Genomic DNA, 26,407 nt, shown 5'->3' on the forward strand with positions numbered 1-26,407 from the left:
CGTCCGCACCCCCGACGTTCATCGCAACGGTGCCGCCAAAATCCTTCGCGAAGGATTTTGGTCCCCGGCGTCGCGCCCGCACCTCAGTCGGCGAATTCGATCAGCAGGTCCTTGGCGTCGATCTGCGCGCCCGCCGCCACATGGACCGCACGCACAAGGCCCGCGCGCTCGGCATGTATACCCGTTTCCATCTTCATCGCCTCGATGGTCAGAAGCAGGTCTCCCGCAGCCACCTTCTGCCCCGCCGCGACCGAAAGGCTTGCCACAACGCCCGGCATCGGCGCGCCGATATGCAGCGGATTGCCGTCCTGCGCCTTGGGGCGGCTCGCGGTCTTGGCCTTCACCGCGCGGTTCGGAACACGGATCACGCGCGGCTGGCCGTTCAGTTCGAAGAAGACCTTGGCCTCGCCGGTATCATCGGTCTCGCCTACCGCCTGCAGCCGGATTTCCAGCGTCTTGCCCGGGTCGATCTCGACCGAGATCTCCTCGCCCGGCTGCATGCCGTAGAAGAAGGTCGGCGTCGGCAGGGTGCGGACCGGGCCGTACTGCCGGTGGCGGCCCATATAGTCGAGGAAGACCTTGGGATACATGAGATAGCCGTTCAGATCCTCGTCATCGACCCGAAAGCCTTCAAGATCGGCCGACAGCTTGTTGCGGATCGCCTCCAGTTCCACTGGCGGCATGTTCTTGCCCGGCCGCTCGGTCGAGGGCTTTTCACCCTTGAGAACCTTCCTGACGATCCCCTCGGGCCAGCCACCCGGGGGCTGGCCGAGATTGCCCCTCAGCATGTCGGCAACCGAATCCGGGAAGGCAAGATCGACGGCGGGGTCCTCGACCTGTTGCCGCGTCAGGTTCTGCGCGACCATCATCAGCGCCATGTCGCCCACGACCTTCGACGATGGCGTGACCTTCACGATATCGCCGAACATCCGGTTCGCGTCGGCATAGGCCTGCGCGACCTCGTGCCAGCGCTCCTCAAGCCCGAGCGAGCGCGCCTGCGCCTTGAGGTTGGTGAACTGGCCGCCGGGCATTTCGTGCAGGTAGACCTCTGAAGCCGGGGCTTCGAGGCCGCTCTCGAAGGCCCGGTACTGGTGGCGGACCGCTTCCCAATAGTTGGAGATGCGGCGGATTTCCGCGATGTCGAGGCCGGTATCGCGGTCGGTATGGGCCAGCGCCTCGACGATCGAGCCAAGGCAGGGCTGCGAGGTGCCGCCCGAGAAGGCGTCCATCGCCGCATCGACGGCATCGACACCGGCGTCGGCGGCGGCGAGGATCGTCGCGCCGGCAATGCCCGAGGTGTCATGCGTGTGGAAATGGATCGGCAGGCCGATCTCTTCCTTCAGCGCCCTGACGAGCACGCGCGCGGCGGCGGGCTTCAACAGGCCCGCCATATCCTTGAGACCTAGAACATGTGCGCCCGCCGCCTTCAGCGCCTTGCCCATGGTGACATAGTAGTTCAGGTCGTATTTCGCCCGGTCGGGGTTCAGGATGTCGCCGGTGTAACAGATCGTGCCTTCACAGACCTTTTCCTGCTCGACGACCGCGTCCATGGCGACGCGCATATTCTCGACCCAATTGAGACTATCGAACACGCGGAACACATCGATGCCGGTTTCGGCCGCCTGTTTCACGAAAAATCGAACAACATTGTCCGGGTAGTTCGTATATCCCACGCCGTTCGAGGCGCGGAGCAGCATCTGCGTCATCAGGTTCGGCATCGCCTTGCGCAAGTCGCGGAGCCGCTGCCAGGGACATTCCTGCAGGAACCGGTAGGCCACGTCGAACGTAGCGCCGCCCCAGCATTCGACACTGAAAAGACCGGGCAGGTTCGCCGCATAGGCGGGCGCCACGCGGATCATGTCGATCGAGCGCATCCGGGTCGCCAGCAGCGACTGGTGGCCATCGCGCATCGTCGTGTCGGTGATGAGAAGTTTCTTCTCAGACGCCATCCAGTCCGCGACCGCCTGCGGGCCTTTTTCTTCCAGCAGAGTCCGGCTGCCGGGCGCGGGGGCGACCACGGGCTTCGGCGCACGCGGCGCGCGGGCCTCGGCCGGGGGCTTCGCCCGACCGGCGGTTTCGGGATGGCCGTTCACCGTGATGTCGGCGATGTAGATCAGGATCTTCGTTGCCCGGTCGCGCCGCTTCCTGAAGGCGAAAAGCTCCGGTGTCGTGTCGATGAACTTGGTGGTCGCCGCGTTCGTCAGGAAGGTCGGGTGGCGCAGCAGGTTTTCGACGAAGGCGATATTGGTGGCGACGCCCCGGATGCGGAATTCGGCGAGCGCGCGCTTCATCCGCGAAATCGACTGCTCGGGCGTCTGCGCCCAGGCGGTGACCTTCACCAGAAGCGAATCGTAATAGCGGGTGATGACCGCGCCCGAATAGGCGGTGCCGCCGTCGAGCCGGATACCGGCACCGGTCGCCGAGCGATAGGCGGTGATGCGGCCATAGTCGGGGATGAAATTGTTCAGCGGGTCTTCGGTCGTCACCCGGCACTGGATCGCGTGGCCGTTGAGATGCACGTCGGCCTGGCTCGCCATGCCGGTGGCCTCGGCGAGGGTCTTTCCTTCGGCGATCTTGATCTGGGCCTGGACGATGTCGATGCCGGTTACCTGTTCGGTGACGGTATGTTCGACCTGGACGCGGGGGTTGACCTCGATGAAGTAGAACTTGCCGCTGTCCATATCCATCAGGAATTCGACCGTTCCCGCGCATTCGTAATTCACATGGGCGCAGATGCGGCGGCCGAGTTCGCAAATCTCGGTGCGCTGTTCCTCGGACAGATAAGGCGCAGGCGCGCGTTCGACGACCTTCTGGTTGCGGCGCTGGACGGTGCAATCCCGCTCGTAAAGGTGATAGATGTTGCTCATCTGGTCGCCGAGGATCTGCACCTCGACATGGCGGGCGCGCAGGATCATCTTTTCGAGGTAGCCTTCGCCATTGCCGAAGGCCGCTTCCGCCTCGCGCCGCCCCTCGCGGACCTTGTCGGCGAGTTCCGCCTCGGACTGGATCGGCCGCATGCCGCGCCCGCCGCCGCCCCAGGAGGCCTTCAGCATCAGCGGATAGCCGATCTCGGCCGCCTGGCGCTTGATCTCTTCCATGTCGTCGCCAAGCACCTCGGTCGCCGGGATGACCGGCACACCGGCGGCGATCGCCACCCGCCGCGCGCTCGCCTTGTCGCCAAGCGCGCGCATGGTTTCGGCCTTCGGTCCGATGAAGGTGATGCCATTGGCCGCACAGGCCTCGACGAATTCGGGGTTTTCGCTGAGGAGGCCGTAACCCGGATGGATCGCATCCGCGCCGCATTCCCTGGCCACACGGATGATTTCATCGATCGACAGATAGGCCTGCACCGGGCCAAGCCCTTCGCCGATCCGGTAGGCCTCGTCGGCCTTGAAGCGGTGGAGCGACAGCTTGTCCTCCTCGGCATAGACCGCGACGGTGCGCTTGCCGAGTTCGGTCGCGGCCCGCATGACCCGGATGGCGATCTCGCCCCGGTTCGCTACAAGGATCTTGCGGAATTCTGCCATCGGTCCCTCCCTGGTCGCGGCGCGCACTTTAGGCATGCTGCAGCGCAGCGCAAGTGGCGTCGTGAGACTAGAGCCGCCCCGGCAAACCGCAGGCACGAAACCGGCACTTTGCACGCGAAAGCGGCGTGGGGTCGGCGTTCCGCCGGAACAAGCCGCAGAACAGCCGGTCGGCGGCCGCTTGTCGAGCGTTTGATGCAATCCTCGCCGCACACTGGCGACGGGTGCGCAAACTGCTCGACAAGGTTTCCGGAACATTGCAAGAACTCTTCTTTAACTTTGCCGCCCGCCCCGTTATTGTCGCGCCATGAGCCAGTTCGACGAGGATGATGCCTTCGCCGCCGCCGTGCCGCTGTCGCAGCGGGCGATGGCCGCGCGCGCCGTGGGGCAGGGGGCACCATACCTTGACGGGCTGAACGCGCCGCAGCGGCAGGCGGTCGAGGCGCTGGAGGGACCGGTCCTGATGCTCGCGGGCGCGGGCACCGGAAAGACGCGGGCGCTGACGGCGCGGATCGCGCATCTTCTGGCGACCGGAAAGGCGCGACCCCATGAGATCCTTGCGGTGACCTTCACCAACAAGGCCGCGCGCGAGATGAAGGAAAGGGTGGGGCGCCTTCTTGCCCAGCCGGTCGAGGGCCTGCCCTGGATGGGCACCTTCCATTCGGTGTCGGTCAAGCTCTTGCGCCGGCATGCGGAACTTGTCGGTCTGAAGTCGAGCTTCACCATCCTCGATACCGACGATCAGATCCGGCTGCTGAAGCAGCTGATCGTCGCGGCCAATATCGACGAAAAGCGCTGGCCTGCGCGCCAGCTTGCGGGGCTGATCGACCACTGGAAGAACCGGGCCTGGACGCCCGACAAGGTGCCTTCGGCCGAGGCGTCAAGCTTCAACCACATGGGATCGGAACTTTACGCCGCCTATCAGGAGCGGTTGAAGACCCTCAACGCCTGCGATTTCGGCGATCTGCTTCTGCATTGCGTGACGATCTTTCAGGCCCATCCCGATGTTCTGGACCAATACCAGCGCTGGTTCCGCTATATCCTCGTCGACGAATATCAGGATACGAACGTCGCCCAGTATCTGTGGCTGCGCCTTCTGGCGGCCAGGCACAAGAACATCTGCTGCGTGGGTGATGACGACCAGTCGATCTATGGCTGGCGCGGGGCGGAAGTCGGCAATATCCTCAGGTTCGAGAAGGATTTTCCCGGCGCGACCGTCATCCGGCTGGAACAGAACTACCGCTCGACCGAGCACATTCTTGCCGCCGCCTCGGGCCTGATCGCGGCCAACGCCGGGCGGCTGGGCAAGACGCTCTGGACAGACGCGCAGGGCGGCGAGAAGGTGCGCCTGATCGGCCACTGGGACGGCGAGGAGGAAGCGCGCTGGATCGGCGAGGAGGTCGAGGCGCTGCAGCGCGGCACCCGCCATCTGGACCCTGTCGGCCTGAACCGTCAGGCGATCCTTGTCCGCGCCTCCCACCAGATGCGCGCCTTCGAGGACAGGTTCCTGACCATCGGCCTGCCCTACCGGGTGATCGGCGGCCCGCGCTTCTATGAACGGCAGGAAATTCGCGATGCGATGGCGTATTTCCGCCTCGCCTGCTCGCCCGCCGATGATCTGGCCTTCGAGCGGGTGGTGAATGTGCCCAAGCGCGGCCTGGGCGACAAGGCGGTGCAGACGATCCAGATGCAGGCGCGCGAGGATGGGGCGGGGCTTCTGGAGGGCGCGCGCTATCTGGTGGCGGCGGGCCGCATGCCCGGCAAGGGCGGCGGGCAGCTGAGGATATTTGTCGAGGCGGTGGACCGCTGGCACCGGGTGACCCGGCAGCAGGGCTATGACCATATCGCGCTGGCCGAGACGATCCTTGAGGAATCGGGCTACACGGAAATGTGGCAGAACGACAGGACGCCCGAGGCGCCGGGGCGGCTTGATAACCTGAAGGAACTCGTGAAGGCCCTGGAACAGTTCGACAGCCTTCAGGGCTTCCTAGAACATGTGGCGCTGATCATGGACAATGACAGCCAGGACGCCGAGGAGAAGGTCACGATCATGACCCTTCATGCGGCGAAAGGGCTGGAATTCCCGGTGGTGTTCCTGCCGGGCTGGGAGGACGGGCTGTTCCCCTCGCAGCGCTCGATGGATGAAAGCGGGCTCAAGGGCCTCGAGGAGGAACGGCGGCTGGCCTATGTGGGGATCACAAGGGCCGAGGAGCTGTGCACCATCTCTTTCGCCGGAAACCGCCGGGTCTATGGCCAGTGGCAATCGCAGCTTCCCTCGCGTTTCATCGACGAACTGCCCGCGAAGCATGTGGATGTCCTGACCCCGCCCGGCCTTTACGGCGGGGGTTTCGGTGCGGCGGCGCCGCGGGCGGGCGGGATCGAGGAGCGGGCGACGAAGGCCGATGTCTACAATTCCCCCGGCTGGCGGCGGCTGCAGGAACGGTCGGGCCAGCGCGGCCTGTCGCAGCCGCGCGAGGCGCGGAACCAGATCATCGACCTCGATGCAGTGGCGGCCTTCATCGAAGGCGACCGGGTCTTCCACAAGAAGTTCGGCTATGGGACCGTGGAAGGGACAGAGGGCGACAAGCTCGAGATCGCCTTCGACAAGGCGGGCGTGAAGCATGTGGTGGCAGGCTTCGTGATCGCCGCCGATCAGGTTGACGACATTCCGTTCTGACGGACCCGGGCGCAAGTCAGCCCTTTTCCCAGCACATCAAATCGGCAGACGGCGCAAGCCGCGCGATTTCATTGCCTGTTGTGAAAGGGAAAAGCGCGGCGATGGCCAGGGGAGGAGGAACAGCCATCGCCGCAGGGATCTGTCGGCAGGGAGGAGGAAGCCGACGATCTCAGGGAACCCGTGGGTTCCTTTGGGGTAAGGGCGGCGCCCCAGGGAGGAGGAGGGGGCGCCGTCCTTATGCGCCGCGGACCCGAGGGAGGAGAAGGGTCGGCGGCGGTTCTTCTGGGGCATCAGCCCCGAAAAGGGAGGCGGTGACAGGGAGGGTAGTCACCGCCATATCCGGCCCGAGGGGGAGGAGAAGGGCCGGAAATCCGATCACTTACCGTAGGCGGCTTCGACGGCGACGCGCTCGATTTCCGAACGGTGCAGGCCGAGGTCGTTCAGCTCGCGGTCGTTCAGGCCGTCAAGCTCGCGCAGCGTCTGGCGGTAGATGCCATAGCGGCGGCGGCTTTCGTTCAGGCCGGCGAAGAAGGCCGAAATCCGTTCGAGGAGCGTTGCGTTGCCGCGAAGAATGGTCGTGTTCATTTTGATGCCTCATCTAACTCGTTGCACGATCCGTGTCGTGCTGTTGGGATGAAGATGCGCTTCATGCTGCAACTGCACAATCCCGGAAAAGATCAATGCCGCCATGCAGAAAATGCATACCGCTTGCTGACCTATTTTGACGCTGCGGAAACGGGTATGTAACGGTTTCGTGAAGGAAAACCGCTGCCGGGGCGGGGCTGCGACCATTTCGCCCTTGCCGAGGCAGACCGGTTGAAGCCAAGTGTTCCGCGCATAGCAAAGGATGGCTTTCATGACCCCCGATCGCGACCTGATCCTCTCGGCCCTTGCGCGGATCGCGCTGCCTGACGGTGGCGATCTGGTGAGCCGCGACATGGTCCGGGCGCTGACGGTGGAAGCGGACAAGGCAAGTTTCGTGATCGAGGCTCCGTCGCCCGAGATGGCGCGCCAGATGGAACCGGTGCGTCAGGCAGCGGAGGCGGCGGTCAAAGCGCTGGGTATTGCGCGGGTTTCCGCGCTTCTGACCGCGCATGGCCCGGCGGCCAAGGCGCCGCCGCCCTCCTTGAAGATCGGCGGCCATCCGACGCCGCAGGCAGGGCCGCAGCATGTGCCTGGCGTGGCCCGCATCCTTGCCATCGGGTCGGGCAAGGGCGGGGTTGGCAAATCGACGGTATCCTCGAACCTCGCCGTGGCGCTGGCGCGGCAGGGCAGGCGGGTTGGCCTTCTGGACGCCGATATCTACGGCCCGTCGCAGCCGCGGATGATGGGCGTGTCGAAACGCCCGGCGTCTTCCGACGGAAAGACGATAGAGCCCTTGCACGCACATGGCGTCACGATGATGTCTATCGGGCTGATGCTGAAGGAAAACGAGGCGGTGGTCTGGCGCGGGCCGATGCTGATGGGGGCGATGCAGCAGCTTCTGAACCAGGTGGCCTGGGGCGATCTGGACGTTCTGATCGTCGATCTGCCGCCCGGCACCGGGGATGTGCAGCTGACGCTTTGCCAGAAGACCCATGTGACCGGCGCGGTCATCGTATCGACCCCGCAGGATGTGGCGCTGCTGGATGCGCGGCGCGCCATCGACATGTTCGGCAAGCTGAAGACGCCGGTCCTTGGTCTAATCGAGAACATGTCGTCCTATGTCTGCCCGAACTGCGGGCATGAGGCACATATCTTCGGCCATGGCGGCGTGGCGGCAGAGGCGGACAAGCTGGACGTGCCGTTCCTTGGCGAGATACCGCTGTCGCTTGATGTCCGCCTCGCCGGGGATGCGGGTACACCGATTGCCGCGGGCGAGAGTGCCGTGTCCGAGGCCTATGCGCGGATCGCCCACCGCCTGATCGCGGGCGGCATGGCCTGACCGGTGGGGCCGGGAGGGGCCTCGTCGTCGCACTTTGTGCGCTCCTCGGGGCATCCCGACGAGAAGCGAAGCGCCCGAGGAGGTTCCCATGGGAATTCATGGGATCGGCGTGGCTCCGGCAGGGCTGTTTCGAATCATTCGCGACGAAATATCCCGCTGGATCAGGGTTTCCTGCGGGATCTTCCTTGTCTGAGGCGGCAGGAAAGCCTGCGCGCCGCTGAAATCCTCGAAACTGACGGTCCGGTATGGGAATGACGCGCCTCGGCTGGATTGATCTATATATGGTGTTCATTCGACGAATCGGCTCGATATATCGCCCGATCGGGCGCAAATCCTAGCCGACTCCATCGTGACCCGCTCCTCCCATCGTAGAATTTCCTGCGTGGGATCCAAAAATTCCTGTTGATTCCCATGAATTCCCGTGTCATCCCTTTCTGTACCGGCAGGACGGGATCAAGACTTCGGGGCGGCAAGACCCCAAACGGCAAAAGTCAGGTTTCATACAGGCGCCCGCCCTGCCGAACCAAGAGATCCGGCGCTGTGACGAGCAGACATCCCCCCAGGTGGTCACCAGCCGGACAGACCCAGTGATGGGACGAGGGCGGCGGATCGGGCAGTGGCAGCAGCCCGATCCGCCGTTGTCTTTCCGGGGCCCCGCTCCGGCAAGAGGGACAGGCAAAGGAGCGCGGGCCGTTGGCACGCAGGTTCAGAGGGTCGGAGACGTTCAAGGTGGACGCGAAGGGTCGCGTATCCATCCCCGCCCCGTTCCGCCGCGTGATCGAAGCCTCGGACCCTGACTGGCGCGAGGGGCTGCGCCCCAATATCGTGATCGTTTACGGCGACGCCCGGCAGGATTGGCTGGAAGTCTATACGATGCGCGCGATCGAAGAGATTGACGAACAGATCGAAGACATGCAGCGCGGCTCGGCCGAACGGCTGATGCTGGAAGAGCGTATGTACGGCCAGTCGGTCGAGACCAATATCGACGACGACGGCCGCCTCGTCCTGCCGCAGAAATTGCGCGAGAAGATCGGGCTGACGTCCGAGGCCTTCTTCATCTCGGCGGGCGACTATTTCAAGATCTGGAAGCCCGAGACCTATGAGGAGCGCGCGGGCGCCCGCTCGCGGCGGTTGGCCGACCAATATCCCGACGATTTCGACCCGCGCAGCCTTCTGCCGCCGAGGACGAGGGTATGAAGATGCCGCTGCCACGGCCCGATACACAGCCAGATGCCCCCCATGTTCCGGTCCTGCTGAAGCCGCTTCTCGAAGCGGTTTCGCCCGTTTCGGGAGTTTGGGTCGATGGCACTTTCGGGGCAGGCGGCTATACGCGCGGCCTTCTGGCGGCGGGGGCGGACAAAGTCATTGCCATCGACCGCGACCCCTTGACCTTCCGCATGGCGCGGGACTGGGCGGGCGCCCATGGCGCGCGGCTGGAACTGGCCGAAGGCACCTTTTCCGACCTCGACCTGATCGCCGCCGCGCCGGTCGATGGTGTCGTGCTCGACCTGGGCGTTTCCTCGATGCAGATCGACGAGGCGGAGCGCGGCTTTTCCTTCCAGAAGGACGGTCCCTTGGACATGCGCATGGGTGATGCCGGGCCGACCGCCGCCGATCTGGTGAACGGGGCCAGCGAGGCTGAACTCGCCGATATTCTCTATCATTACGGCGAAGAGCGCGCCTCGCGCCGCATCGCCCGCGCCATCGTCGCGGCCCGTCCCTTCACGACGACATTGCAGCTTGCCAGGGTCGTGGAAAGCTGCCTGCCGCGCCCCAAGCCCGGGCAAAGCCATCCGGCGACGCGCACCTTCCAGGCGCTTCGCATCGCGGTGAACGATGAATTCGGCCAGCTTGAAGCCGGGCTGGCGGCAGCGGAACGGGCGCTGAAACCGGGTGGACGGCTCGCGGTCGTGACCTTCCATTCGCTCGAAGACCGCGTGGTGAAGCGCTTCTTCCAGATGCGGTCGGGCGCCGAGGGGCAGGGCAGCCGCCATGCGCCCGCCCGGGCAGAGGCACGCCCGGCCTTCATGATGATCACCCGCAAGGCGATCGGCCCGGATGCGGAGGAACTGGCCGCGAACCCCCGGTCGCGCTCGGCCAAGTTGCGCGTTGGCCGGCGGACCGATGCACCTGCGGGGCAGGCCGATGCCGCCAGCCTGGCGCTGCCGCGCCTGCCGCAAAAGAAGAAAGGACGCTGAGCCATGCGCGGCTTCATCCTCACGCTCTTCGCGACCTCGCTCATCGCGCTCGGCTTCTGGGCCTACCGCGAGAATTACCGGACCCAGGCGGAACTTGCCGAGGTGCGCAGCCTGCGGATCGAGATCGGCGAACTGAAGGAAAGCCTGTCGGTCCTGAACGCCGAATGGGCCTATCTGAACCGGCCCGACCGGCTACGCGCGCTCGCCGATCTGAATTTCGAACGGCTGGGCCTTCTGCCGCTGGCGCCGGAACAGTTCGGCGACGTCGCCCAGATCAGCTATCCCGCGACCGAGATGCCGTCGCTTGAACCGATCACCGACCCGATTTCTACCGTTGCCGCGCTGGAAAAGACGCCATGATCCGCACGCCGCTCCGCCCCTTGGCCCGCATTCTCTCGGCCCGTGCCAAGGGCGAGAATCCGGATGCGATCGAGCGCGAAAACCTGCGCCTGCGCCATGAGGAGATGCGTGACAGCGCGCGACTGAAGGCCGAGGGCCGCCTTCTGCTCCTCGGCCTTGCCTTCGTGGCGGGCTTTGGCACGGTCGGCCTGCGGATGGGCGTTCTCGCATCCACCGCACCCGAGGAGCCGAAGAGCGGGCAGGCAGGCCCTGCGATCGTCGCGCAGCGCGCCGACATCACCGACCGCGAGGGGCGCATCCTTGCCACGAACCTTGTCACCCACGCGCTTTATGCCCAGCCGAAGCTGATGGTCGATCCGGCGGGCGCGGCGGAAAAGCTCGCGCTGATCTTCCCCGACCTCGATGCCGAGAAGCTGAGGAAGGATTTCACCGGGTCGAAGAAATTCCTCTGGATCAAGAAACGCATCTCGCCCGAACAGATGCAGCTTGTGCATGAGATCGGCGATCCCGGCCTTCTTTTCGGGCCGCGCGAGATGCGGCTTTACCCGAACGGTGCGCTGGCTTCCCACATCCTCGGCGGCTCGTCCTTCGGGCGCGAGGGTGTGGCCTCGGCCGAAGTGATCGGCACGGCGGGGATCGAGAAGACCTTCGACCAGTGGCTGCGCGACCCGGCGAACGGGGGCGCGCCCCTGCAGTTGTCGATCGACCTGTCGGTTCAGGCGACGGTCGAGGAAGTGCTCGACGGCGGCATGAAGCTGATGAACGCCAAGGGGGCGGCCGCCATTCTCATGGATGTGAGAACCGGCGAAGTGATCGCCATGGCCTCGCTGCCCGACTTCGACCCCAACACCAGACCCGCGCCGCTGGTCAAGGGTCAGGCCGGGGACAGCCCGCTCTTCAACCGGGCAGTGCAGGGGGTTTACGAGCTTGGCTCGACCTTCAAGATATTTGCCGTGGCGCAGGCGCTCGACCTCGGTCTCGTCAATCCGATGACCATGGTCGATACGAAAAGCCCGATGTTCTGGGGCAAGTACAAGATCCGCGATTTCCACAATTACGGCGCCCAGAACACGGTGACGGACGTGGTGGTGAAATCTTCGAACGTCGGCACCGCCCATATCATCGGCATGGTCGGCGCGGAGAAGCAGCAGGCTTTCCTCAAGTCGCTCGGCTTTTTCGAGCCTACACCGGTCGAACTGGTCGAGGCGCCGACCGGCAAGCCGCTGATCCCCAAGAAATGGTCCGAGATTTCGATGCTGACCATCTCCTACGGCCATGGCCTGTCGGCGAGCCCGCTGCATCTGGCCTCGGCTTATGCCTCGATCGTCAATGGCGGCACCCGGGTTCGCCCGACGATCCTGAAGACCGACAAGGTACAGGAAGGCGAGCGTGTCATCAGCGAAAAGACCTCGGAGATTGCGCGTTCGCTTCTGCGGCAGGTGGTGGTGCGCGGCACGGCGTCCTTCGGCGAGGTGCCGGGCTATGCGGTCGGCGGCAAGACCGGCACTGCCGACAAGCCGAAGCCGACGGGCGGCTATTATGACGACAAGGTCGTGACCACCTTCGCTTCTACCTTTCCCTCCTACGACCCGAAATATGTGCTGATCGTCACGCTCGACGAGCCGGTCGAAAGCTCGGGCGACGAACCGCGCCGCACGGCGGGCTGGACCTCGGTTCCGGTCGCGGCCGAGATGATACGCCGCGTTGCACCGCTTCTGGGTCTCAGGCCAGAGGTTGAACCCGGGCTGGAGGCGGGTGTAACACGCGTCAGTTCGAACTGACGGTTCCGGGGGTAGCATGGCGGCGACGAAATCACTGGCGGACCTGGGGCTGACCTCGCGCGATGGGCGCGAAGCGCGGATTACCGGGCTGACCGCCGACAGCCGCCAGGTGAAGCCGGGGTTCCTGTTCGCGGCACTGCCGGGTTCGAAGATGCATGGGGGCGAATTCATCCAGTACGCGCTTCGGATGGAGGCGGGCGCGATCCTGACCGACCGCGAAGGGGCAGAGATCGCGAAAGCCGAACTGGCCGGATCGCAGGCGGCGCTGGTGGTGGCAGAAGAACCGCGTCAGGCACTGGCCTATGCTGCGGCTCTCTGGTTCGGGCGCCAGCCCGAGACTGTCTTCGCGGTCACCGGTACCTCCGGCAAGACCTCGGTCGCGACCTTCACCCGCCAGATCTGGCAGGCGCTTGGCCTCAAGGCCGCGAACCTTGGCACGATGGGTATCCTTGGCGACTTTCACGGCAAGCTTGCCCATACCACGCCCGAACCGATCACGCTTCATTCGGTGCTGGCCGAGATGGCGGCGGCGGGCATCGACCATGCGGCGATGGAAGCCTCCTCGCACGGTCTGGACCAGTACAGGCTGGACGGGGTGCGGTTGAAGGCAGCGGCCTTCACCAACTTCAGTCAGGATCACCTCGACTATCACGCTGATTTCGATGAATATTTCGCGGCGAAGGCCGGGCTTTTCGCCCGCGTTCTGCCGGAAGAGGGCACTGCCGTCATCAATATAGACGATGCCCGCGGGGCCGAGATGGCAGCGATCGCGCGGGGACGCGGGCATCGGCTGGTGACGATCGGTCAGGCGGCCAGTGCCGACATCCGGATTGGCGCGCAAAGGTTCGATGCGACGGGCCAGGATTTGCGCTTTACCTGGAACGGCACGCCCTTCCTTGTCCGCCTGCCGCTGATCGGCGGTTTCCAGGCCGAGAATGTGCTGGCCGCCGCTGCGCTGGTCGCGGCTTCCGGCACCCATTCGCCGGAAGAGATTGCCCGCACCCTGCCGGGCCTGACCACGGTGCGCGGCCGGATGGAACTGGCGGCGACGCGCGCCAATGGCGCGACCGTCTTCGTCGATTATTCCCACAAGCCCGGCGCGCTGGCTTCGGCGCTGCAATCCTTGCGCCCCCATGTGATGGGCCGCATCATCTGCGTCTTCGGCGCGGGCGGCGACCGCGACCGGCTGAAACGTCCCCTGATGGGCGAGGCGGCGGCGCACCATGCGGATGTGGTGATCGTCACCGACGACAACCCCCGCAGCGAGGACCCGGCCGCGATCCGCGCCGAAGTGATGAAGGGCTGCCCGGAGGCGACCGAGGTCGGCGACCGGGCCGAGGCGATCCTGCGCGGTGTCGATGCGCTGCAACCGGGTGACGCGCTGCTGATCGCGGGCAAGGGGCACGAGACCGGCCAGATCATCGGCAGCGACATCTACCCGTTCGACGATGCCGAACAGGCGAGCGTCGCGGTCGCCGCCCTTGACGGGGTGATCTGATGGCCGCGCTCTGGACCTCGGACGATGCGGCACGCGCGACCGGCGGGCGGGCGACACGCGCCTTCACGGCCGATGGCGTCTCGATCGACAGTCGGACCATCGCCACGGGCGACCTTTTCGTTGCCCTGAAGGATGCACGCGACGGGCATGATTTCGTCCGCGCCGCGCTCGACCGGGGCGCGGCGGCGGCGCTTGTCTCCCGCATCCCCGACGACTGTTCCGAGGCTGATCCGCTCTTGATCGTTCCGGATGTGCTGCAAGGGCTTGAGGCGCTTGGCCGGGCCGGGCGCGCGCGGGCTTCGGCAAAGGTGGTGGCGGTGACCGGGTCGGTCGGCAAGACCTCGACCAAGGAGATGCTGCGCACTGTTCTGGCGGCGAACGGCCGTGTGCATGCGGCCGAAGCCTCCTACAACAACCATTGGGGCGTGCCGCTGACGCTCGCCCGCATGGCGCCGGACGCCGCCTTCGCGGTGATCGAGGTGGGCATGAACCATCCCGGAGAGATCGCGCCGCTCGCGCGGCTGGCGCGGCCGCATGTGGCGATGATCACCACCATCGGCACGGCGCATCTGGAAGCGTTCGGCGCCATCGAAGGGATCGCGCGCGAGAAGGCCTCCATCGCCCTGGGGCTGGAACCCGGCGGCATTCTGGTGATGCCCGGCGATCTGCCGACCTCGCCCATCCTTGCGGAGGCGGCCCGCGCCGTCGGTGCGGCGGCCGTGACCTTCGGGGCAGGCTCGGGCGATGACTGGCAGCTTGGCACCGTGACGCTGGCGCAGGACACGACCGTGGTTCAGGCCAGGCATGCAGGCCAGCCGATCCTCTTCAAGGTGCGCACGGCGGGGCGGCATTTCGCCAAGAACGCGCTCGGCGTCCTTGCGACCGCCCATGCGCTCGGCCTCGATCCGGCGATTGCCGCCTGCGACCTGGGTCTGTGGGCACCGCCCGCCGGGCGGGGCGAGCGGCAGCGCATCTCGCTCGACCCGGTCGAGCCGGGCTTTACCTATGACCTGATCGACGATGCCTATAACGCCAATCCCGACAGCCTCGCTGCGGCACTCGATGTGATCGCGGCCTCCCGGCCTCAGGACGGGATCGGGCGCCATGCCGCGGGGCGCCGGATCGCCATCCTCGGCGACATGCTGGAGCTTGGGTCGGACGAACGCGCGCTGCACGAGGCCGTCGCCCGCCATCCGGCGGTCGAGAGCCTCGCCTTCATCCATTGCGTCGGTCCGCGCATGCGCTGGCTGTGGGAAGCTCTGCCGCGCGAGAAACGCGGCGATTGGGTCGAGAAAGCCGACGAGCTTGCCGCCCGCGCCCATCAACTGGCGGACGCGGGCGATGTGATCCTCGTGAAAGGCTCGAAAGGGTCGAAGGTCAGCCTCGTGGTTGACGCGCTGAAGAAACTGGGGCATCCGGTCGCGCCCGAATAGACCCGGGCGCGGAAAGAAAGAAGAAACGGGCCGAAGGCCCAGCCGAGGGGACGCGTAGATGCTGTACTGGCTGACCGCTTTGTCGGACGGGGGGGATGTGTTCAACCTCTTCCGCTACATCACCTTCCGCGCGGGCGGCGCCTTTTTCACCGCGCTGCTCTTCGGCTTTCTCTTCGGCCAGCCGCTGATCAATTTCCTGCGGCGCAAGCAGAAGAAGGGACAGCCCATTCGCGACGACGGCCCGCAATCGCATCTGTCGAAAGCCGGAACGCCGACCATGGGCGGCCTTCTGATCCTGTCGGCGCTTATTTTCTCGACGCTCCTTTGGGCGCGGCCTGACAGCCCCTATGTCTGGATCGTGCTGATGGTGACGGCGGCCTTCGGATTTCTCGGCTTCGCCGACGATTATGCCAAGGTCACCAAACAGTCGACCAAGGGATCGTCTGCGCGCATCCGCCTGCTGATCGGCTTCCTGATCGCGGCGGCGGCAGGGTATGCGGCCGCGCTTCTTCACCCCGAAGCCTTGTCGATGAAGCTGGCCCTTCCCGTCTTCAAGGACACGCTGATCAACCTCTCCTTCATCTTCGTGCCCTTCGCCATGCTGGTCATCGTCGGCGCTGCGAATGCGGTCAATTTCACCGACGGGCTGGACGGGCTTGCGGTGATGCCGGTGATGATCGCCGCCGGTACCTTCGGCGTGATCGCCTATTTCGTCGGCAACGTGAATTTCGCCGATTATCTCGGCCTGCATTTCGTGCCGGGTACGGGCGAACTGGTGATCTTCTGCGCCGCCCTCATCGGCGGCGGCTTGGGGTTTCTGTGGTACAACGCGCCCCCTGCCGCGGTCTTCATGGGCGACACGGGCTCGCTCGCGCTCGGCGGCGCGCTTGGGGCCATCGCAGTGGTGACGAAGCATGAGATCGTGCTGGCGATCGTGGGCGGCCTTTTCGTCGTCGAGACGCTGTCGGTCATCATCCAGGTCGCCTATTTCAAGCGCACCGGAAAGCGGGTGTTCCTGATGGCGCCGATCCACCACCATTTCGAGAAGAAAGGCTGGTCGGAACCGCAGATCGTGATCCGTTTCTGGATCATCTCGCTCATTCTCGCGCTCGTCGGTCTCGCAACCTTGAAGCTGCGTTAGCATGGCAGGGCTCGGCGGCGTCGGGCATCTGCGCGTCCTGAACCCCGAACCGGGCCTTTACGCCTATTACGACGGGCGCGTGCCGGGCTACCGGTTCATTGAGGCGCCGAACTGGGTGGACGAGGGCGCGATCTCGCTCGGCACCGCCTCTTACGCGCTGGTCGCGGGCGACGAGGCGCTCGTCTACGACAGCCATGTGTCCGTGGCCCATGCGGGGGCGATCCGCGCCCATCTCGAAGGGCTGGGCGTCCGGCGCTTCACCGTGACCTACAGCCACTGGCACCTCGACCATGTCGCGGGCACGGCCGCCTTTGCGGGCGCACCGGTCATCGCCAACGTGCTGACGCTGAGGCATCTGGCAGCGCACCGCAAAGCTGTCGAAGACGCAACCTATCACGGCCTGCCCGCCATCAACCCGCTGATCCTGCCGACTGAAACGTTCGAAGGTCACATGGCCTTCGAGTTCGGTGGTGAGCGGATCGAGCTGATCGCCGCCAACATTCATTCCGACGATGCTGCCCTTCTGTGGTTGCCCGGCCGAGGCGTTCTTCTGGCGGGTGACACGGTAGAGGATACAGTGACCTATGTCGGCGCGCCCGAGGACTTTGCCATCCATCTTCGCGATCTGGAAAAGATCGCCAGGCTTGGTGCGCGCCGCATCTACCCCAATCACGGCGCGCCGGAACGGATCGCGTCGGGCGGGTATGGCGGTGACCTTCTTGCCGCCACGGCGCGCTATGTCTCTTGGCTCCAGTCACTCGCTGCGCGCCCCGAACAGGGCGCGCGCGATCTTGCCGATGTCGTGGCGCAAGATCTCGAAGCCGGAACGCTGATCTACTGGCGGGAGTACGAGGCGGTCCACCGGCAGAATGTCGAACAGACACTCGCCCACTTCGCCGGCCGGGCCTGATCAGGCGGGCGGACGGCGCCCCGGCCAGTCGGTCGCGCGGTGATAGGCCTGGCCGATGGACAGGATATTCGCGTCCGACCCGGTCGGCCCGATCAGCTGCATCCCCATCGGCAGGCCGCCCGCGCCAAAGCCCACGGGCAGGCAGAGCGACGGCAGGCCAATCAGCGATACCGGCACGACCACCTCCATCCAGCGGTGATAGGTATCCATCGTCCGGCCCGCGACCTCCCTCGGCCAGCGCCAATCTGCGGGGAAGGGCCAGACCTGCGCGGCGGGCATGATCAGCGCATCGTAAGTCCGGAACAGCTTGGCGGCATGCGCGTACCAGCGCGAGCGGATGGTCGAAGCCTCGTAGACCGCGGCGGTGCTCAGCGACTGGCCCTGCTCGATCTCCCACAGCGTCTCGGGCTTGATCTTCGCGCGCTTCGCCGGATCGGAATGGAGCGCCTTCATCGAACCTGCATTCAGCATGGCGCGGAGCGTGATCCAGGCATGCCAGAGCCGTTCCGCAGGGTAGGGCGGCGCGACGGGCTCGACGATGGCGCCCATATCTTCAAGCACCCTTGCCCCCGCAAGGCATTGATCGAGGATGCCCGCCTCCAGCGGATAGGCCCCGCCCCAGTCGCCGAGCCAGCCGATGCGCAGGCCCTTCACGTCACGGTCAAGACGGTCGGCAAAGCTTTCGGCCGCGCGCCCGAACGGCGCCTCGGGGTTCGGGCCGCACAGGGTTTCGAGAAGCCGCGCGAGGTCTTCGATCGTGCGCGCCATCGGGCCTTCGGTCGAGAGCGTGTGCAGATAGGTATCGCCCTCGGCATCCTGCGGCACGAGGCCCCAGGTCGGGCGGAAGCCGTAGACATTGCAGAAGGCCGCCGGATTGCGCAGCGACCCCATCATGTCGGACCCGTCGGCCACGGCGAGGAGGCGCGTGGCGAGCGCCGCCGCCGCGCCACCCGAGGAGCCGCCCGCGCCGCGCGTCCGGTCGTAGGGGTTGAGGGTCGTGCCGTGGACCGGGTTGAAGGAATGCGAGCCGTGCCCCCATTCCGGGGTATTGGTCTTGCCGATGAAGATCGCACCCGCCGCCCGCTGCCGCGCCGCCACGAGATCATCGGCCCCGGGCACATGATCGGCAAAGAGCGGCGAGCCCCAGGTGGTGCGCAGGCCCTTCGTCGCCACCAAGTCCTTCGGGGCGGCGGGCAGGCCATGCATCCAGCCCTTCGGCTCTTCCTTGTCGGCGGCGCGCGCGCGGCGCATCGCTTCATCGGGGTCGATCAGCGAGACAAGCGCGTTGATCCCAGGGTTGAGCCGGGCGATCCGGTCGAGATAGTCCGCCATGATGTCGGACGCCGAGAGCTTGCGCGCCCGCAGAAGGCGCATGAGATCGGACGCGGAATGATCGGTAAGGCTCATCGCTGGCTCCCTGTCGTCGGGCAGAGAGTAAGCCGGCAAGGGCTGGATGCAAGCGCGCTTGCTGTTTCGTCCGGGCTTCGCCCGGCCGACCCGTGCGAGGGGGCTGTCTGCCCCCTCGCGCTCCCCCGAGGATATTTGGAAACGAAAGAGGGGATGGCTCGGGCGGGGCCGGATGGCCCTGCAGGGGCGGGTCGGAAGGGGAGGCGGCCGTCAGCGCAGAATGCGGTTCACATGGCCCATCTTGCGGCCCGGCCGCGCTTCGGCTTTCCCGTAGAGATGGATCGCCGTGTTCTTCTGGCGCGCGAGATCCGGCACCCGCAGCACATCGTCGCCGATCAGGTTCTCCATCTCGACATCCGCATGTCGCGATCCGTCGCCCAAGGGCCAGCCAGCGACGGCGCGGATATGCTGCTCGAACTGGTCGATCGCGCAGCCGTTCTGGGTCCAGTGGCCGGAATTGTGGACGCGCGGCGCGATTTCATTCACCACGAGGCCCTGATCGGTCACGAAGAGCTCAACTCCCATCACGCCGACATAATCGAGCGCGTTGAGGATGCGGGCGGCAAGCAGCACGGCATCGGTCCGCTCGGCCGGGCTCAGGCGGGCGGGGACGGTCGTCGTGTGCAGGATGCCGTCGCGGTGGACATTCTCGCCCGGATCATAGGCGGCGACCTCGCCGGAGAGCGACCGGGCCGCGATCACCGAGACCTCGCGCGAGAAAGTGACGAACCCTTCCAGCACGGCAGGCGCGCCGTTCATCGCGGCGAGCGCCCCGGGCGCATCGGCGGCCGACAGGATCCGCGCCTGGCCCTTGCCGTCATAGCCAAGGCGCGTGGTCTTCAGGATCGCGGGCGCGCCGATCCGGGCGATGGCCGCGTCAAGCCCGGCGGCATCGTCGACCGCCGCATAGGGCGCGGTCGTCAGGCCGATCGAGCTGAGAAAGTCCTTCTCCAGAAGCCGGTCCTGGCTGGTGGCCAGCGCCTTGCGGTTCGGCCGGATCGGCCGCAGGCTTTCCAAGAGATCGAGCGCCGAGGTCGGCACATTCTCGAACTCGTAGGTGATGACATCGACCGAGCTGGCGAAGGCGCTGAGTGCCGCCTCGTCTTCGTAAGGAGCGGTCGTCACCTTGTGGGCGACGTCGGCAGCGGGCGGGTTCGCGGACGGCTCGTAGACATGGGTCCGGTAGCCGATCCGCGCCGCCGCGACCGAGAGCATGCGGCCAAGCTGACCGCCGCCGAGGATGCCGATGGTGGACCCTGGGGCGAGCCGCTCACTCATCGGCGGGCTCGTCGGGGATCGAGGCCGAGAGCGCCGCGCGCCAGGCGTCGAGGCGGGTGGCAAGTGCGGAATCGTGCAGCGCGAGAATTCCGGCGGCCAGAAGCCCGGCATTCGCCGCGCCCGCCGCGCCGATGGCCATCGTGGCGACGGGGTAGCCTTTGGGCATCTGGACGATGGAATAAAGACTGTCGACGCCCGAAAGCGCCTTGGTCTGGACCGGCACGCCGATCACCGGCACCCGGGTCTTCGAGGCCATCATGCCGGGCAGATGCGCGGCCCCCCCGGCGCCCGCGATGATCACCTGCAGGCCCCGCCCTGCGGCCTGTCTGCCATAGTCCCAGAGCCGGTCGGGGGTGCGGTGGGCCGAGACGATCTTCGTCTCATAGGCCACGCCCAGCTCGTCGAGGATGGCGGCGGCCTCCTTCATCGTCGGCCAGTCCGACTGCGACCCCATGATGATGCCGACCTTGACGCCCATGTCCGCCCCTCGCTTGTCAGGGGCCGGTTAGCATGGGGCCGGGTGCGGTGCAACGTCACCTTGACGCCATGAAAGAGCGCTATAGTCCTGCGCCATGACAATCCTGACCGGTTCCCTGACCTCTGTCCTCTCGATCCTGGCCGGCCTTCACCTGGTGTGGGCGATCGGCTGGTGGTTTCCGTTCGGCGACGAAGGGCGGCTTGCCCGCGCCGTGGTCGGCGCGCGGGGGATTGAGCGGATGCCCGGCGCCATCGCCTGTTCGCTCGTCGTGGTGGCGCTTCTCGGCGTTGCCTCGGTCATCTGGTGGCCCGATACGATCCTGCGCACGGCGGCACTCTGGGCGTCAGGTGCGGTGTTCTTGCTGCGGGGCGTGGCCGCCTATGTCGCGGCCTTCCGCCGCCTTGTACCGGAAGAGCCCTTCGCAACCCTCGACAGGCGCTGCTACGCGCCGCTCTGTCTGGTCCTCGGCGCTGGGCTCTGGCTACTGGCCGCCTGAGGTCAGGCGATGATATCGGGGGTGAGGATATCCTCGATCCGGGCGATCTGGTCCTTCAGATGCAGCTTCTGCTTCTTCAGCCGCCGAAGCGTCAGCTGATCGGCGCGTCCGGCCTCTTCCATCGTATGGATCGCCTCGTCGAGATCGCGGTGTTCCTGCTTCAGGACACCGAGTTTGACGCGCAGGACCTCGTCGCTGTCCATCTCGAACTGGGCATTCATGGTCTTTCCGACTCGCTCTGGCCTCTTGCCACAGTCTACACGGCGCGCTGCCATCATGGGAAGTCTTAGCGCCTCGCGCCCTTGCCGCCCGCGTTGCGCCACCCCATATTGCCCGTCAGGTGCGTTGCCGATCCGGGGCGCGCCGTTCGCAAGTCGCTTAAGCCGAGGGCCTGCCCGAATGACCAAACTGACCTTTGCCGCCCATCCCTTCCTTCTGGGGTTCGATCAGCTCGACCGGCTGGTCGAGCGCGCCGCGAAGAGCGGCAGCGACGGCTACCCGCCCTTCAATATCGAACAATCCGGCGAGAATGCCTTCCGCATCACGCTGGCAGTGGCGGGCTTCCGCGAGGATGACCTTTCGATCACGGTCGAGGACCGCCAGCTGGTGATCCGGGGCCGACAGGCCGACGACAGCGAGGGTCGCGTCTTCCTGCACCGCGGCATCGCGGCGCGGGCCTTCCAGAAGGCCTTCGTGCTGGCCGACGGCGTGGATGTCGCGGGCGCGTCGATGGAGAACGGGCTTTTGCATGTCGACCTGCGCCGGGCCGTGCCGGAGGCCGTGGTGCAGACCATCCGGATCGACCGGAAATAGGAGGCAGGCATGGATACGAAATTTGATTTCGGCGCGGTCGAGGGCGAGCGGATCGTCTATGTCCGCCCCGTCGCCGTTGCCGATCTGCCTGACGAGCTGCGCGCGCATGCGGGCAATCGCGAGGTGATCTGGGCGGTCCATGGCGCCGATGGCGAACAGCTGGCGCTGGTGGCTGACCGGCGGATGGCGTTCCTTCTGGCGCGCGAGAACGACTATGCGCCGCTGAGCGTGCATTGACCGGCGCGGCGGATAAACTTTCGTAAGAGACAGGGCCGTTGCCCCCGGAAACCGATAGGCGCGGGGGCAATTCTGGCGGATGTTCCGAAAGACCGCGTGTGACGGTTGAAAGGAACCCGATGCAAGTGAAATCTTCTTATTCTGCGGCGCAGATCGCGCTTCACTGGCTGATCGCCGCACTCATTCTCGCCAACTATTTCCTGTCGGAGGAGATGCCCGAGGTCTTCGACCATATGCTCGAAGGCGAAGGCGGGCCGACGCTCGGCTCGACGTTCCATGTCTGGGCGGGCATGGCTGTGCTCATTCTCAGCGCGATCCGGATGGTCGTGCGCTTTTCGGCCGGCGTGCCGGGAAGCGCGGGCGACGGCCTCATGGACCGGGCCGCGCGATGGGCGCACGGGCTGCTCTACCTCCTCATGGTTCTCGTGCCCGGCCTCGGCGCCTACAGCTGGTTCGCGGGCGCCGAAAGCACGGCCGACCTGCACCAGTTGACCGCCAACCTTCTGATAGCGGTTGCCGGTGCGCATGCGCTCGCCGCGCTCTATCACCAATATGTGCTGAAGGACGGGCTTCTGTCCCGGATGCTGCGCCCGAACTGAAGTTCCGGCAAAAAAACGCGCGGCCCCTGCCGGGGTCGCGCCTTCTTGCGTCTTGTGGGAAGGCTCAGGCCTTGATCAGGCCCATGCTTTCCAGCTTCAGGATCACCTGATGGGCGCAATTGTCGACATCGACATTCTCGGTCTCGACCCGCAGTTCGGGGTTCTCGGGGACCTCGTAGGGGTCCGAGATGCCGGTGAATTCCTTGATCTTGCCTTCGCGGGCGAGTTTGTAGAGCCCCTTGCGGTCACGCCGTTCGCATTCCTCGACCGAGGTCGCGACATGGACCTCGATGAAGGCGCCGAAGGCCTCGATCATCTCGCGGACCGCGCGGCGGGTGGCCGCATAGGGCGCGATAGGCGCGCAGATCGCGATACCGCCGTTCTTGGTGATCTCGGACGCGACATAGCCGATGCGCTTGATGTTGATGTCGCGGTGTTCCTTCGAGAAGCCCAGCTCCGATGACAGGTGCTTGCGCACCACATCGCCATCGAGCAGCGTCACCGGGCGCCCGCCCATCTCCATCAGCTTGACCATCAGCGCGTTGGCGATCGTGGACTTGCCCGAGCCCGAGAGGCCGGTGAAGAAGACGGTGAAGCCCTGTTTCGCGCGCGGCGGCGAGGTGCGGCGCAGTTCCTTCACGACTTCGGGGAAGGAGAACCATTCGGGGATCTCCAGCCCCTCGCGCAGGCGGCGGCGGAGTTCGGTGCCGGAAATGTCGAGGACGGTCGAGCCTTCCGGCACTTCGTCCACCGGATAATATTGTGCCTTTTCCTGCACATAGACCATCTGCTTGAAGTCGACCATCTCGATGCCGACTTCCGCCTGATGCTGGCGCACCAGTTCCTGCGCGGCGTAGGGATCGTAGAAGTCCTTGCCCTGGCTGTTCTTGCCGGGGCCCGCATGGTCGCGGCCGACGATGAAATGCGTGAGCCCGTGGTTCTTGCGGATGATCGCATGCCAGAGCGCCTCGCGCGGGCCACCCATGCGCATCGCAAGGTTCAGAAGGCTCATATGCGTGGTCGAGGCCGGGTATTGGCCAAGCACCGCCTCGTAGCAGCGGACGCGGGTGAAATGGTCGACGTCGCCCGGCTTGGTCATGCCGACGACGGGATGGATCAAGAGGTTCGCCTGCGCTTCCTTCGCGGCGCGGAAGGTCAGTTCCTGATGCGCGCGGTGCAAGGGGTTGCGGGTCTGGAAGGCGACGACGCGGGTCCAGCCCAGCTTGCGGAAGAAGGCGCGCAGTTCGTTCGGCGTGTCGCGGCGGGCCTTGAAATCGTAATGCACGGGCTGCTGGATGCCGGTGACCGGCCCGCCGAGATAGACGTTGCCCGCCTTGTGGTGGAGATAGTTCACCGCCGGATGGGCGATGTCGTCGGCGCCAAAGACCTTTTCGGCCTCGCGCGCCTTGTTCGGCACCCATTTGTCGGTGACCGACAGGATGGCAAGGATCACGCCTTCCTGGTCGCGCAGCGCAATGTCCTGCCCGGGTTCGATACCCTCGGCGAATTTCTCGCTGACGTCGAGCGTCACAGGCATCGGCCAGAGCGCGCCGTCTGCGGTGCGCATCGTCTCGACGACGCTGTCGTAATCGGCCTCGGTCAGGAAACCCTTCAGCGGGTGGAAGCCACCGTTCATCAGAAGTTCCAGATCGCAGATCTGGCGCGGCGTCAGATCCCAGGAGGGCAGGCTGCCCGCCTCGTGCTTCAGCTTCTGGGCGGAATCGTAGGAGACATAGAGTTCGGGGATCGGTGCATGGTTCGCGGGTGCCATGGAATGGGCCTTCTGCAAGCGGAAAGACTTTGAATTTGCCGGCGGCATAGCCCCGAAAAGCCGGGCGGTTCAAGGGAAATAGCCTGATTTCACGCGAAAAGGGCGGAAATGCCGCGCTGCGGCGGATGAATGGAAGAGATTCCCGGACAAAGGCGCAGACGCCGAACGACTGATATGGGGCAGACGCCCGGTTCCGAAGAGTTTTCGCGAAAACTCTTCGGAGGGGATCCGGGGGTAGAAAAATCTTCGCGAAGATTTTTCTACCCGGCCGTCGCGAGCCAGCGTTCGGCGTCGAGTGCCGCCATGCACCCCATGCCGGCCGAGGTCACCGCCTGGCGATAGACATGGTCGGTCAGGTCGCCTGCGGCGAAGACACCCGGGATCGAGGTGGCCGTGGAACCGGGCGTCACCTTCACATAGCCGCCCGCGTGAAGCTCCAGCTGATCCTTCACCAGCTCCGACGCGGGCGCATGGCCGATCGCCACGAAGAAGCCCGCACAGGGCACGGTGCGCTCGGCCGCGGTCAAGGTGTCGCGGATGCGCACGCCGGTCACGCCGAGGGGGGCGTCGTCGCCAAGGATCTCCTCGACCGTATGGTTCCAGATCACCTCGATCTTGGGGTTCTTGAAGAGCCGGTCCTGCAGGATCCTTTCGGCGCGGAACGAGTCGCGGCGATGGATCACCGTGACCTTCGAGGCGAAGTTCGTCAGGAACAAGGCCTCCTCGACCGCCGTATTGCCGCCGCCGATCACCACCACTTCCTTGCCGCGATAGAAGAAGCCGTCGCAGGTCGCGCAGGCCGAGACGCCGAAGCCCTTGAACCTCTCTTCCGAGGGCAGGCCCAGCCATTTGGCCTGCGCGCCGGTGGCGAGGATCACCGCATCCGCCGTGTAGGTTGTGCCGCCGTCTCCGGTCGCCGTGAAGGGCCGCTGCGACAGGTCAAGCGCCGAAATGTGGTCGGAAATGATCTCCGTCCCCATGGCCCTTGCATGCGCCTCCATCCGGACCATAAGGTCGGGGCCCTGCACCTCGGTATCGCCGGGCCAGTTCTCGACCTCGGTGGTGATCGTCAGCTGGCCGCCGGGCTGGATGCCCTGGACGAGGATCGGCGCGAGCATCGCGCGCGAGGCATAGACCCCTGCGGTATAGCCTGCCGGGCCGGAGCCGATGATCAGAACCCTTGTATGCCGTGTCTCGCCCATCGCTGCCTCTTCACATTCCCTCCGCCCGGATATAATCAGCCACCCGGCTCGGGGAAAGGGGGCATGTCCGCCAGCCCCGATGCGGAAAATCGCCAATACGCGAAATAATATTGCGCATTACTGCCCCCGGCGGTAAGTTCCGCAAAGTTTTCAAAGGAGACGTTCAATGGCCGGCCACAAGCTCGACGAGATCGACCGCAAGATCCTGTCGGAACTGCAGGCCGATGGCCGGATGACGAACGTCGAGCTGGCAAGCCGCGTGGGCATTTCCGCGCCGCCCTGCCTGCGCCGGGTCCGTACATTGGAAGAGACCGGCTATATCCGCGGCTATCATGCCGACGTGAGCCCGCGCGAACTGGGATTCGAGGTTCATGTCTTTGCCATGGTCAGCCTGAAATCGCAGGCCGAATCCGATCTGTCGGCATTCGAGCAGCGCTGCCGCGACTGGCCGCTGGTGCGCGAGTGCCATATGCTGAATGGAGAGATCGATTTCATCCTGAAATGCGTGGCGCCGGACTTGTCGTCCTTCCAGCACTTCCTGACCGGGGAACTGACGGCGGCCGACAATGTCGCCTCGGTCAAGACATCGCTCGTGATCCGCTGCGCGAAAGACCAGCCGGGCGTACCCTTTGACGTGCTTGAGGCGCGGATCGCGCGCCTGGGCTGATCACGCCCCGCGC

23 protein-coding genes are annotated in these 26,407 nt (G+C 65.6%); 15 read left to right on the forward strand and 8 right to left on the reverse strand.

Going from position 1 to position 26,407, the window contains the following annotated elements; all coding sequences use genetic code 11:
- Positions 1-83 precede the first annotated feature (83 nt).
- A complete protein-coding gene (locus P0645_RS01305; RefSeq protein WP_284162745.1) occupies positions 84-3,527 on the reverse strand; it encodes a pyruvate carboxylase in 3,444 nt (1,147 codons plus the stop codon).
- A 304-nt stretch (positions 3,528-3,831) separates the two neighbouring features.
- Here P0645_RS01305 and P0645_RS01310 point away from each other — a divergent pair, with 304 nt between their 5' ends.
- Complete coding sequence (locus P0645_RS01310; RefSeq protein WP_284162746.1) at positions 3,832-6,201, forward strand: ATP-dependent helicase; 2,370 nt, start codon at positions 3,832-3,834, stop codon at positions 6,199-6,201.
- 375 nt (positions 6,202-6,576) lie between these two features.
- On the opposite strand, the gene P0645_RS01315 is transcribed toward P0645_RS01310, so the two are convergent.
- Positions 6,577-6,786 carry a DUF1127 domain-containing protein gene (locus P0645_RS01315; RefSeq protein ID WP_284162748.1) on the reverse strand — a complete coding sequence of 70 codons (210 nt, stop codon included), beginning with the start codon at positions 6,784-6,786 and terminating at the stop codon, positions 6,577-6,579.
- Between the two features lie 271 nt (positions 6,787-7,057).
- Here P0645_RS01315 and P0645_RS01320 point away from each other — a divergent pair, with 271 nt between their 5' ends.
- The 9 genes from P0645_RS01320 to P0645_RS01360 all read left to right on the forward strand — a co-directional run bounded on the left by P0645_RS01320 (position 7,058) and on the right by P0645_RS01360 (position 17,446).
- Positions 7,058-8,125, forward strand: coding sequence for an Mrp/NBP35 family ATP-binding protein (locus tag P0645_RS01320; RefSeq protein WP_284162749.1), 1,068 nt, complete (start codon positions 7,058-7,060; stop codon positions 8,123-8,125).
- A gap of 693 nt (positions 8,126-8,818) precedes the next feature.
- A complete protein-coding gene (gene mraZ / locus P0645_RS01325; protein WP_284162750.1) occupies positions 8,819-9,322 on the forward strand; it encodes a division/cell wall cluster transcriptional repressor MraZ in 504 nt (167 codons plus the stop codon).
- A 2-nt stretch (positions 9,323-9,324) separates the two neighbouring features.
- Positions 9,325-10,323, forward strand: a complete 999-nt coding sequence (gene rsmH, locus P0645_RS01330; RefSeq protein ID WP_502854772.1) for a 16S rRNA (cytosine(1402)-N(4))-methyltransferase RsmH — start codon at positions 9,325-9,327, stop codon at positions 10,321-10,323.
- Between the two features lie 3 nt (positions 10,324-10,326).
- A complete protein-coding gene (gene ftsL, locus P0645_RS01335; RefSeq protein ID WP_284162751.1) occupies positions 10,327-10,683 on the forward strand; it encodes a cell division protein FtsL in 357 nt (118 codons plus the stop codon).
- Positions 10,680-12,464 (forward strand): peptidoglycan D,D-transpeptidase FtsI family protein, encoded by a 1,785-nt coding sequence (locus tag P0645_RS01340; protein ID WP_284162752.1) that lies wholly within the window; start codon positions 10,680-10,682, stop codon positions 12,462-12,464. The genes ftsL and P0645_RS01340 overlap by 4 nt, the downstream gene beginning before the upstream one ends.
- Positions 12,465-12,480: 16 nt before the next feature.
- Positions 12,481-13,962 carry a UDP-N-acetylmuramoyl-L-alanyl-D-glutamate--2,6-diaminopimelate ligase gene (locus tag P0645_RS01345; RefSeq protein WP_284162753.1) on the forward strand — a complete coding sequence of 494 codons (1,482 nt, stop codon included), beginning with the start codon at positions 12,481-12,483 and terminating at the stop codon, positions 13,960-13,962.
- The gene (locus tag P0645_RS01350; RefSeq protein WP_284162754.1) at positions 13,962-15,395 is read left to right on the forward strand and encodes a UDP-N-acetylmuramoyl-tripeptide--D-alanyl-D-alanine ligase; all 1,434 of its coding nucleotides are present in this window, start codon (positions 13,962-13,964) and stop codon (positions 15,393-15,395) included. The genes P0645_RS01345 and P0645_RS01350 overlap by 1 nt, the downstream gene beginning before the upstream one ends.
- A 58-nt stretch (positions 15,396-15,453) precedes the next feature.
- On the forward strand, positions 15,454-16,536 hold the full coding sequence (gene mraY, locus P0645_RS01355) for a phospho-N-acetylmuramoyl-pentapeptide-transferase (protein ID WP_284162755.1): 1,083 nt from the start codon (positions 15,454-15,456) through the stop codon (positions 16,534-16,536).
- A 1-nt stretch (position 16,537) separates the two neighbouring features.
- A complete protein-coding gene (locus P0645_RS01360; protein ID WP_284162756.1) occupies positions 16,538-17,446 on the forward strand; it encodes an MBL fold metallo-hydrolase in 909 nt (302 codons plus the stop codon).
- Here the strand turns inward: P0645_RS01360 and P0645_RS01365 are convergent, their stop codons facing one another.
- The 3 genes from P0645_RS01365 to purE form a co-directional block, all read right to left on the reverse strand.
- Positions 17,447-18,853: an amidase gene (locus tag P0645_RS01365; protein WP_284162757.1), complete on the reverse strand. Its 1,407-nt coding sequence runs from the start codon at positions 18,851-18,853 to the stop codon at positions 17,447-17,449.
- Positions 18,854-19,063: 210 nt separating this feature from the next.
- Positions 19,064-20,131 (reverse strand): 5-(carboxyamino)imidazole ribonucleotide synthase, encoded by a 1,068-nt coding sequence (locus tag P0645_RS01370; protein WP_284162758.1) that lies wholly within the window; start codon positions 20,129-20,131, stop codon positions 19,064-19,066.
- On the reverse strand, positions 20,124-20,609 hold the full coding sequence (gene purE / locus P0645_RS01375) for a 5-(carboxyamino)imidazole ribonucleotide mutase (RefSeq protein WP_284162759.1): 486 nt from the start codon (positions 20,607-20,609) through the stop codon (positions 20,124-20,126). The genes P0645_RS01370 and purE overlap by 8 nt, the downstream gene beginning before the upstream one ends.
- Positions 20,610-20,703: 94 nt before the next feature.
- On the opposite strand from purE, the gene P0645_RS01380 reads away from it, so the two are divergent.
- Entirely contained in the window at positions 20,704-21,105 is a 402-nt protein-coding gene (locus P0645_RS01380) for a DUF3995 domain-containing protein (RefSeq protein WP_284162760.1), read from the forward strand.
- 2 nt (positions 21,106-21,107) lie between these two features.
- Here the strand turns inward: P0645_RS01380 and P0645_RS01385 are convergent, their stop codons facing one another.
- Positions 21,108-21,326 (reverse strand): YdcH family protein, encoded by a 219-nt coding sequence (locus P0645_RS01385; RefSeq protein ID WP_284162762.1) that lies wholly within the window; start codon positions 21,324-21,326, stop codon positions 21,108-21,110.
- A 178-nt stretch (positions 21,327-21,504) separates the two neighbouring features.
- On the opposite strand from P0645_RS01385, the gene P0645_RS01390 reads away from it, so the two are divergent.
- From P0645_RS01390 to P0645_RS01400, 3 genes are all read left to right on the forward strand, one after another.
- Entirely contained in the window at positions 21,505-21,918 is a 414-nt protein-coding gene (locus P0645_RS01390; RefSeq protein WP_284162763.1) for an Hsp20 family protein, read from the forward strand.
- A gap of 9 nt (positions 21,919-21,927) precedes the next feature.
- Positions 21,928-22,155, forward strand: coding sequence for a DUF1150 family protein (locus P0645_RS01395; RefSeq protein WP_284162764.1), 228 nt, complete (start codon positions 21,928-21,930; stop codon positions 22,153-22,155).
- Positions 22,156-22,274: 119 nt separating this feature from the next.
- The gene (locus P0645_RS01400) at positions 22,275-22,754 is read left to right on the forward strand and encodes a cytochrome b (RefSeq protein WP_284162765.1); all 480 of its coding nucleotides are present in this window, start codon (positions 22,275-22,277) and stop codon (positions 22,752-22,754) included.
- Between the two features lie 64 nt (positions 22,755-22,818).
- Here P0645_RS01400 and P0645_RS01405 read toward each other — a convergent pair whose 3' ends face one another.
- Both P0645_RS01405 and trxB read right to left on the reverse strand, forming a co-directional pair.
- The gene (locus P0645_RS01405) at positions 22,819-24,525 is read right to left on the reverse strand and encodes a bifunctional sulfate adenylyltransferase/adenylylsulfate kinase (protein WP_284162766.1); all 1,707 of its coding nucleotides are present in this window, start codon (positions 24,523-24,525) and stop codon (positions 22,819-22,821) included.
- Positions 24,526-24,785: 260 nt separating this feature from the next.
- Positions 24,786-25,727 (reverse strand): thioredoxin-disulfide reductase, encoded by a 942-nt coding sequence (gene trxB, locus P0645_RS01410; RefSeq protein WP_284162767.1) that lies wholly within the window; start codon positions 25,725-25,727, stop codon positions 24,786-24,788.
- A 166-nt stretch (positions 25,728-25,893) separates the two neighbouring features.
- Here trxB and P0645_RS01415 point away from each other — a divergent pair, with 166 nt between their 5' ends.
- On the forward strand, positions 25,894-26,394 hold the full coding sequence (locus P0645_RS01415) for an Lrp/AsnC family transcriptional regulator (RefSeq protein ID WP_284162768.1): 501 nt from the start codon (positions 25,894-25,896) through the stop codon (positions 26,392-26,394).
- The last annotated feature ends 13 nt before the right edge of the window (positions 26,395-26,407 follow it).

The organism is Frigidibacter sp. SD6-1 (genome assembly GCF_030143255.1).
Taxonomy (GTDB): Bacteria; Pseudomonadota; Alphaproteobacteria; order Rhodobacterales; family Rhodobacteraceae; genus TMP-24.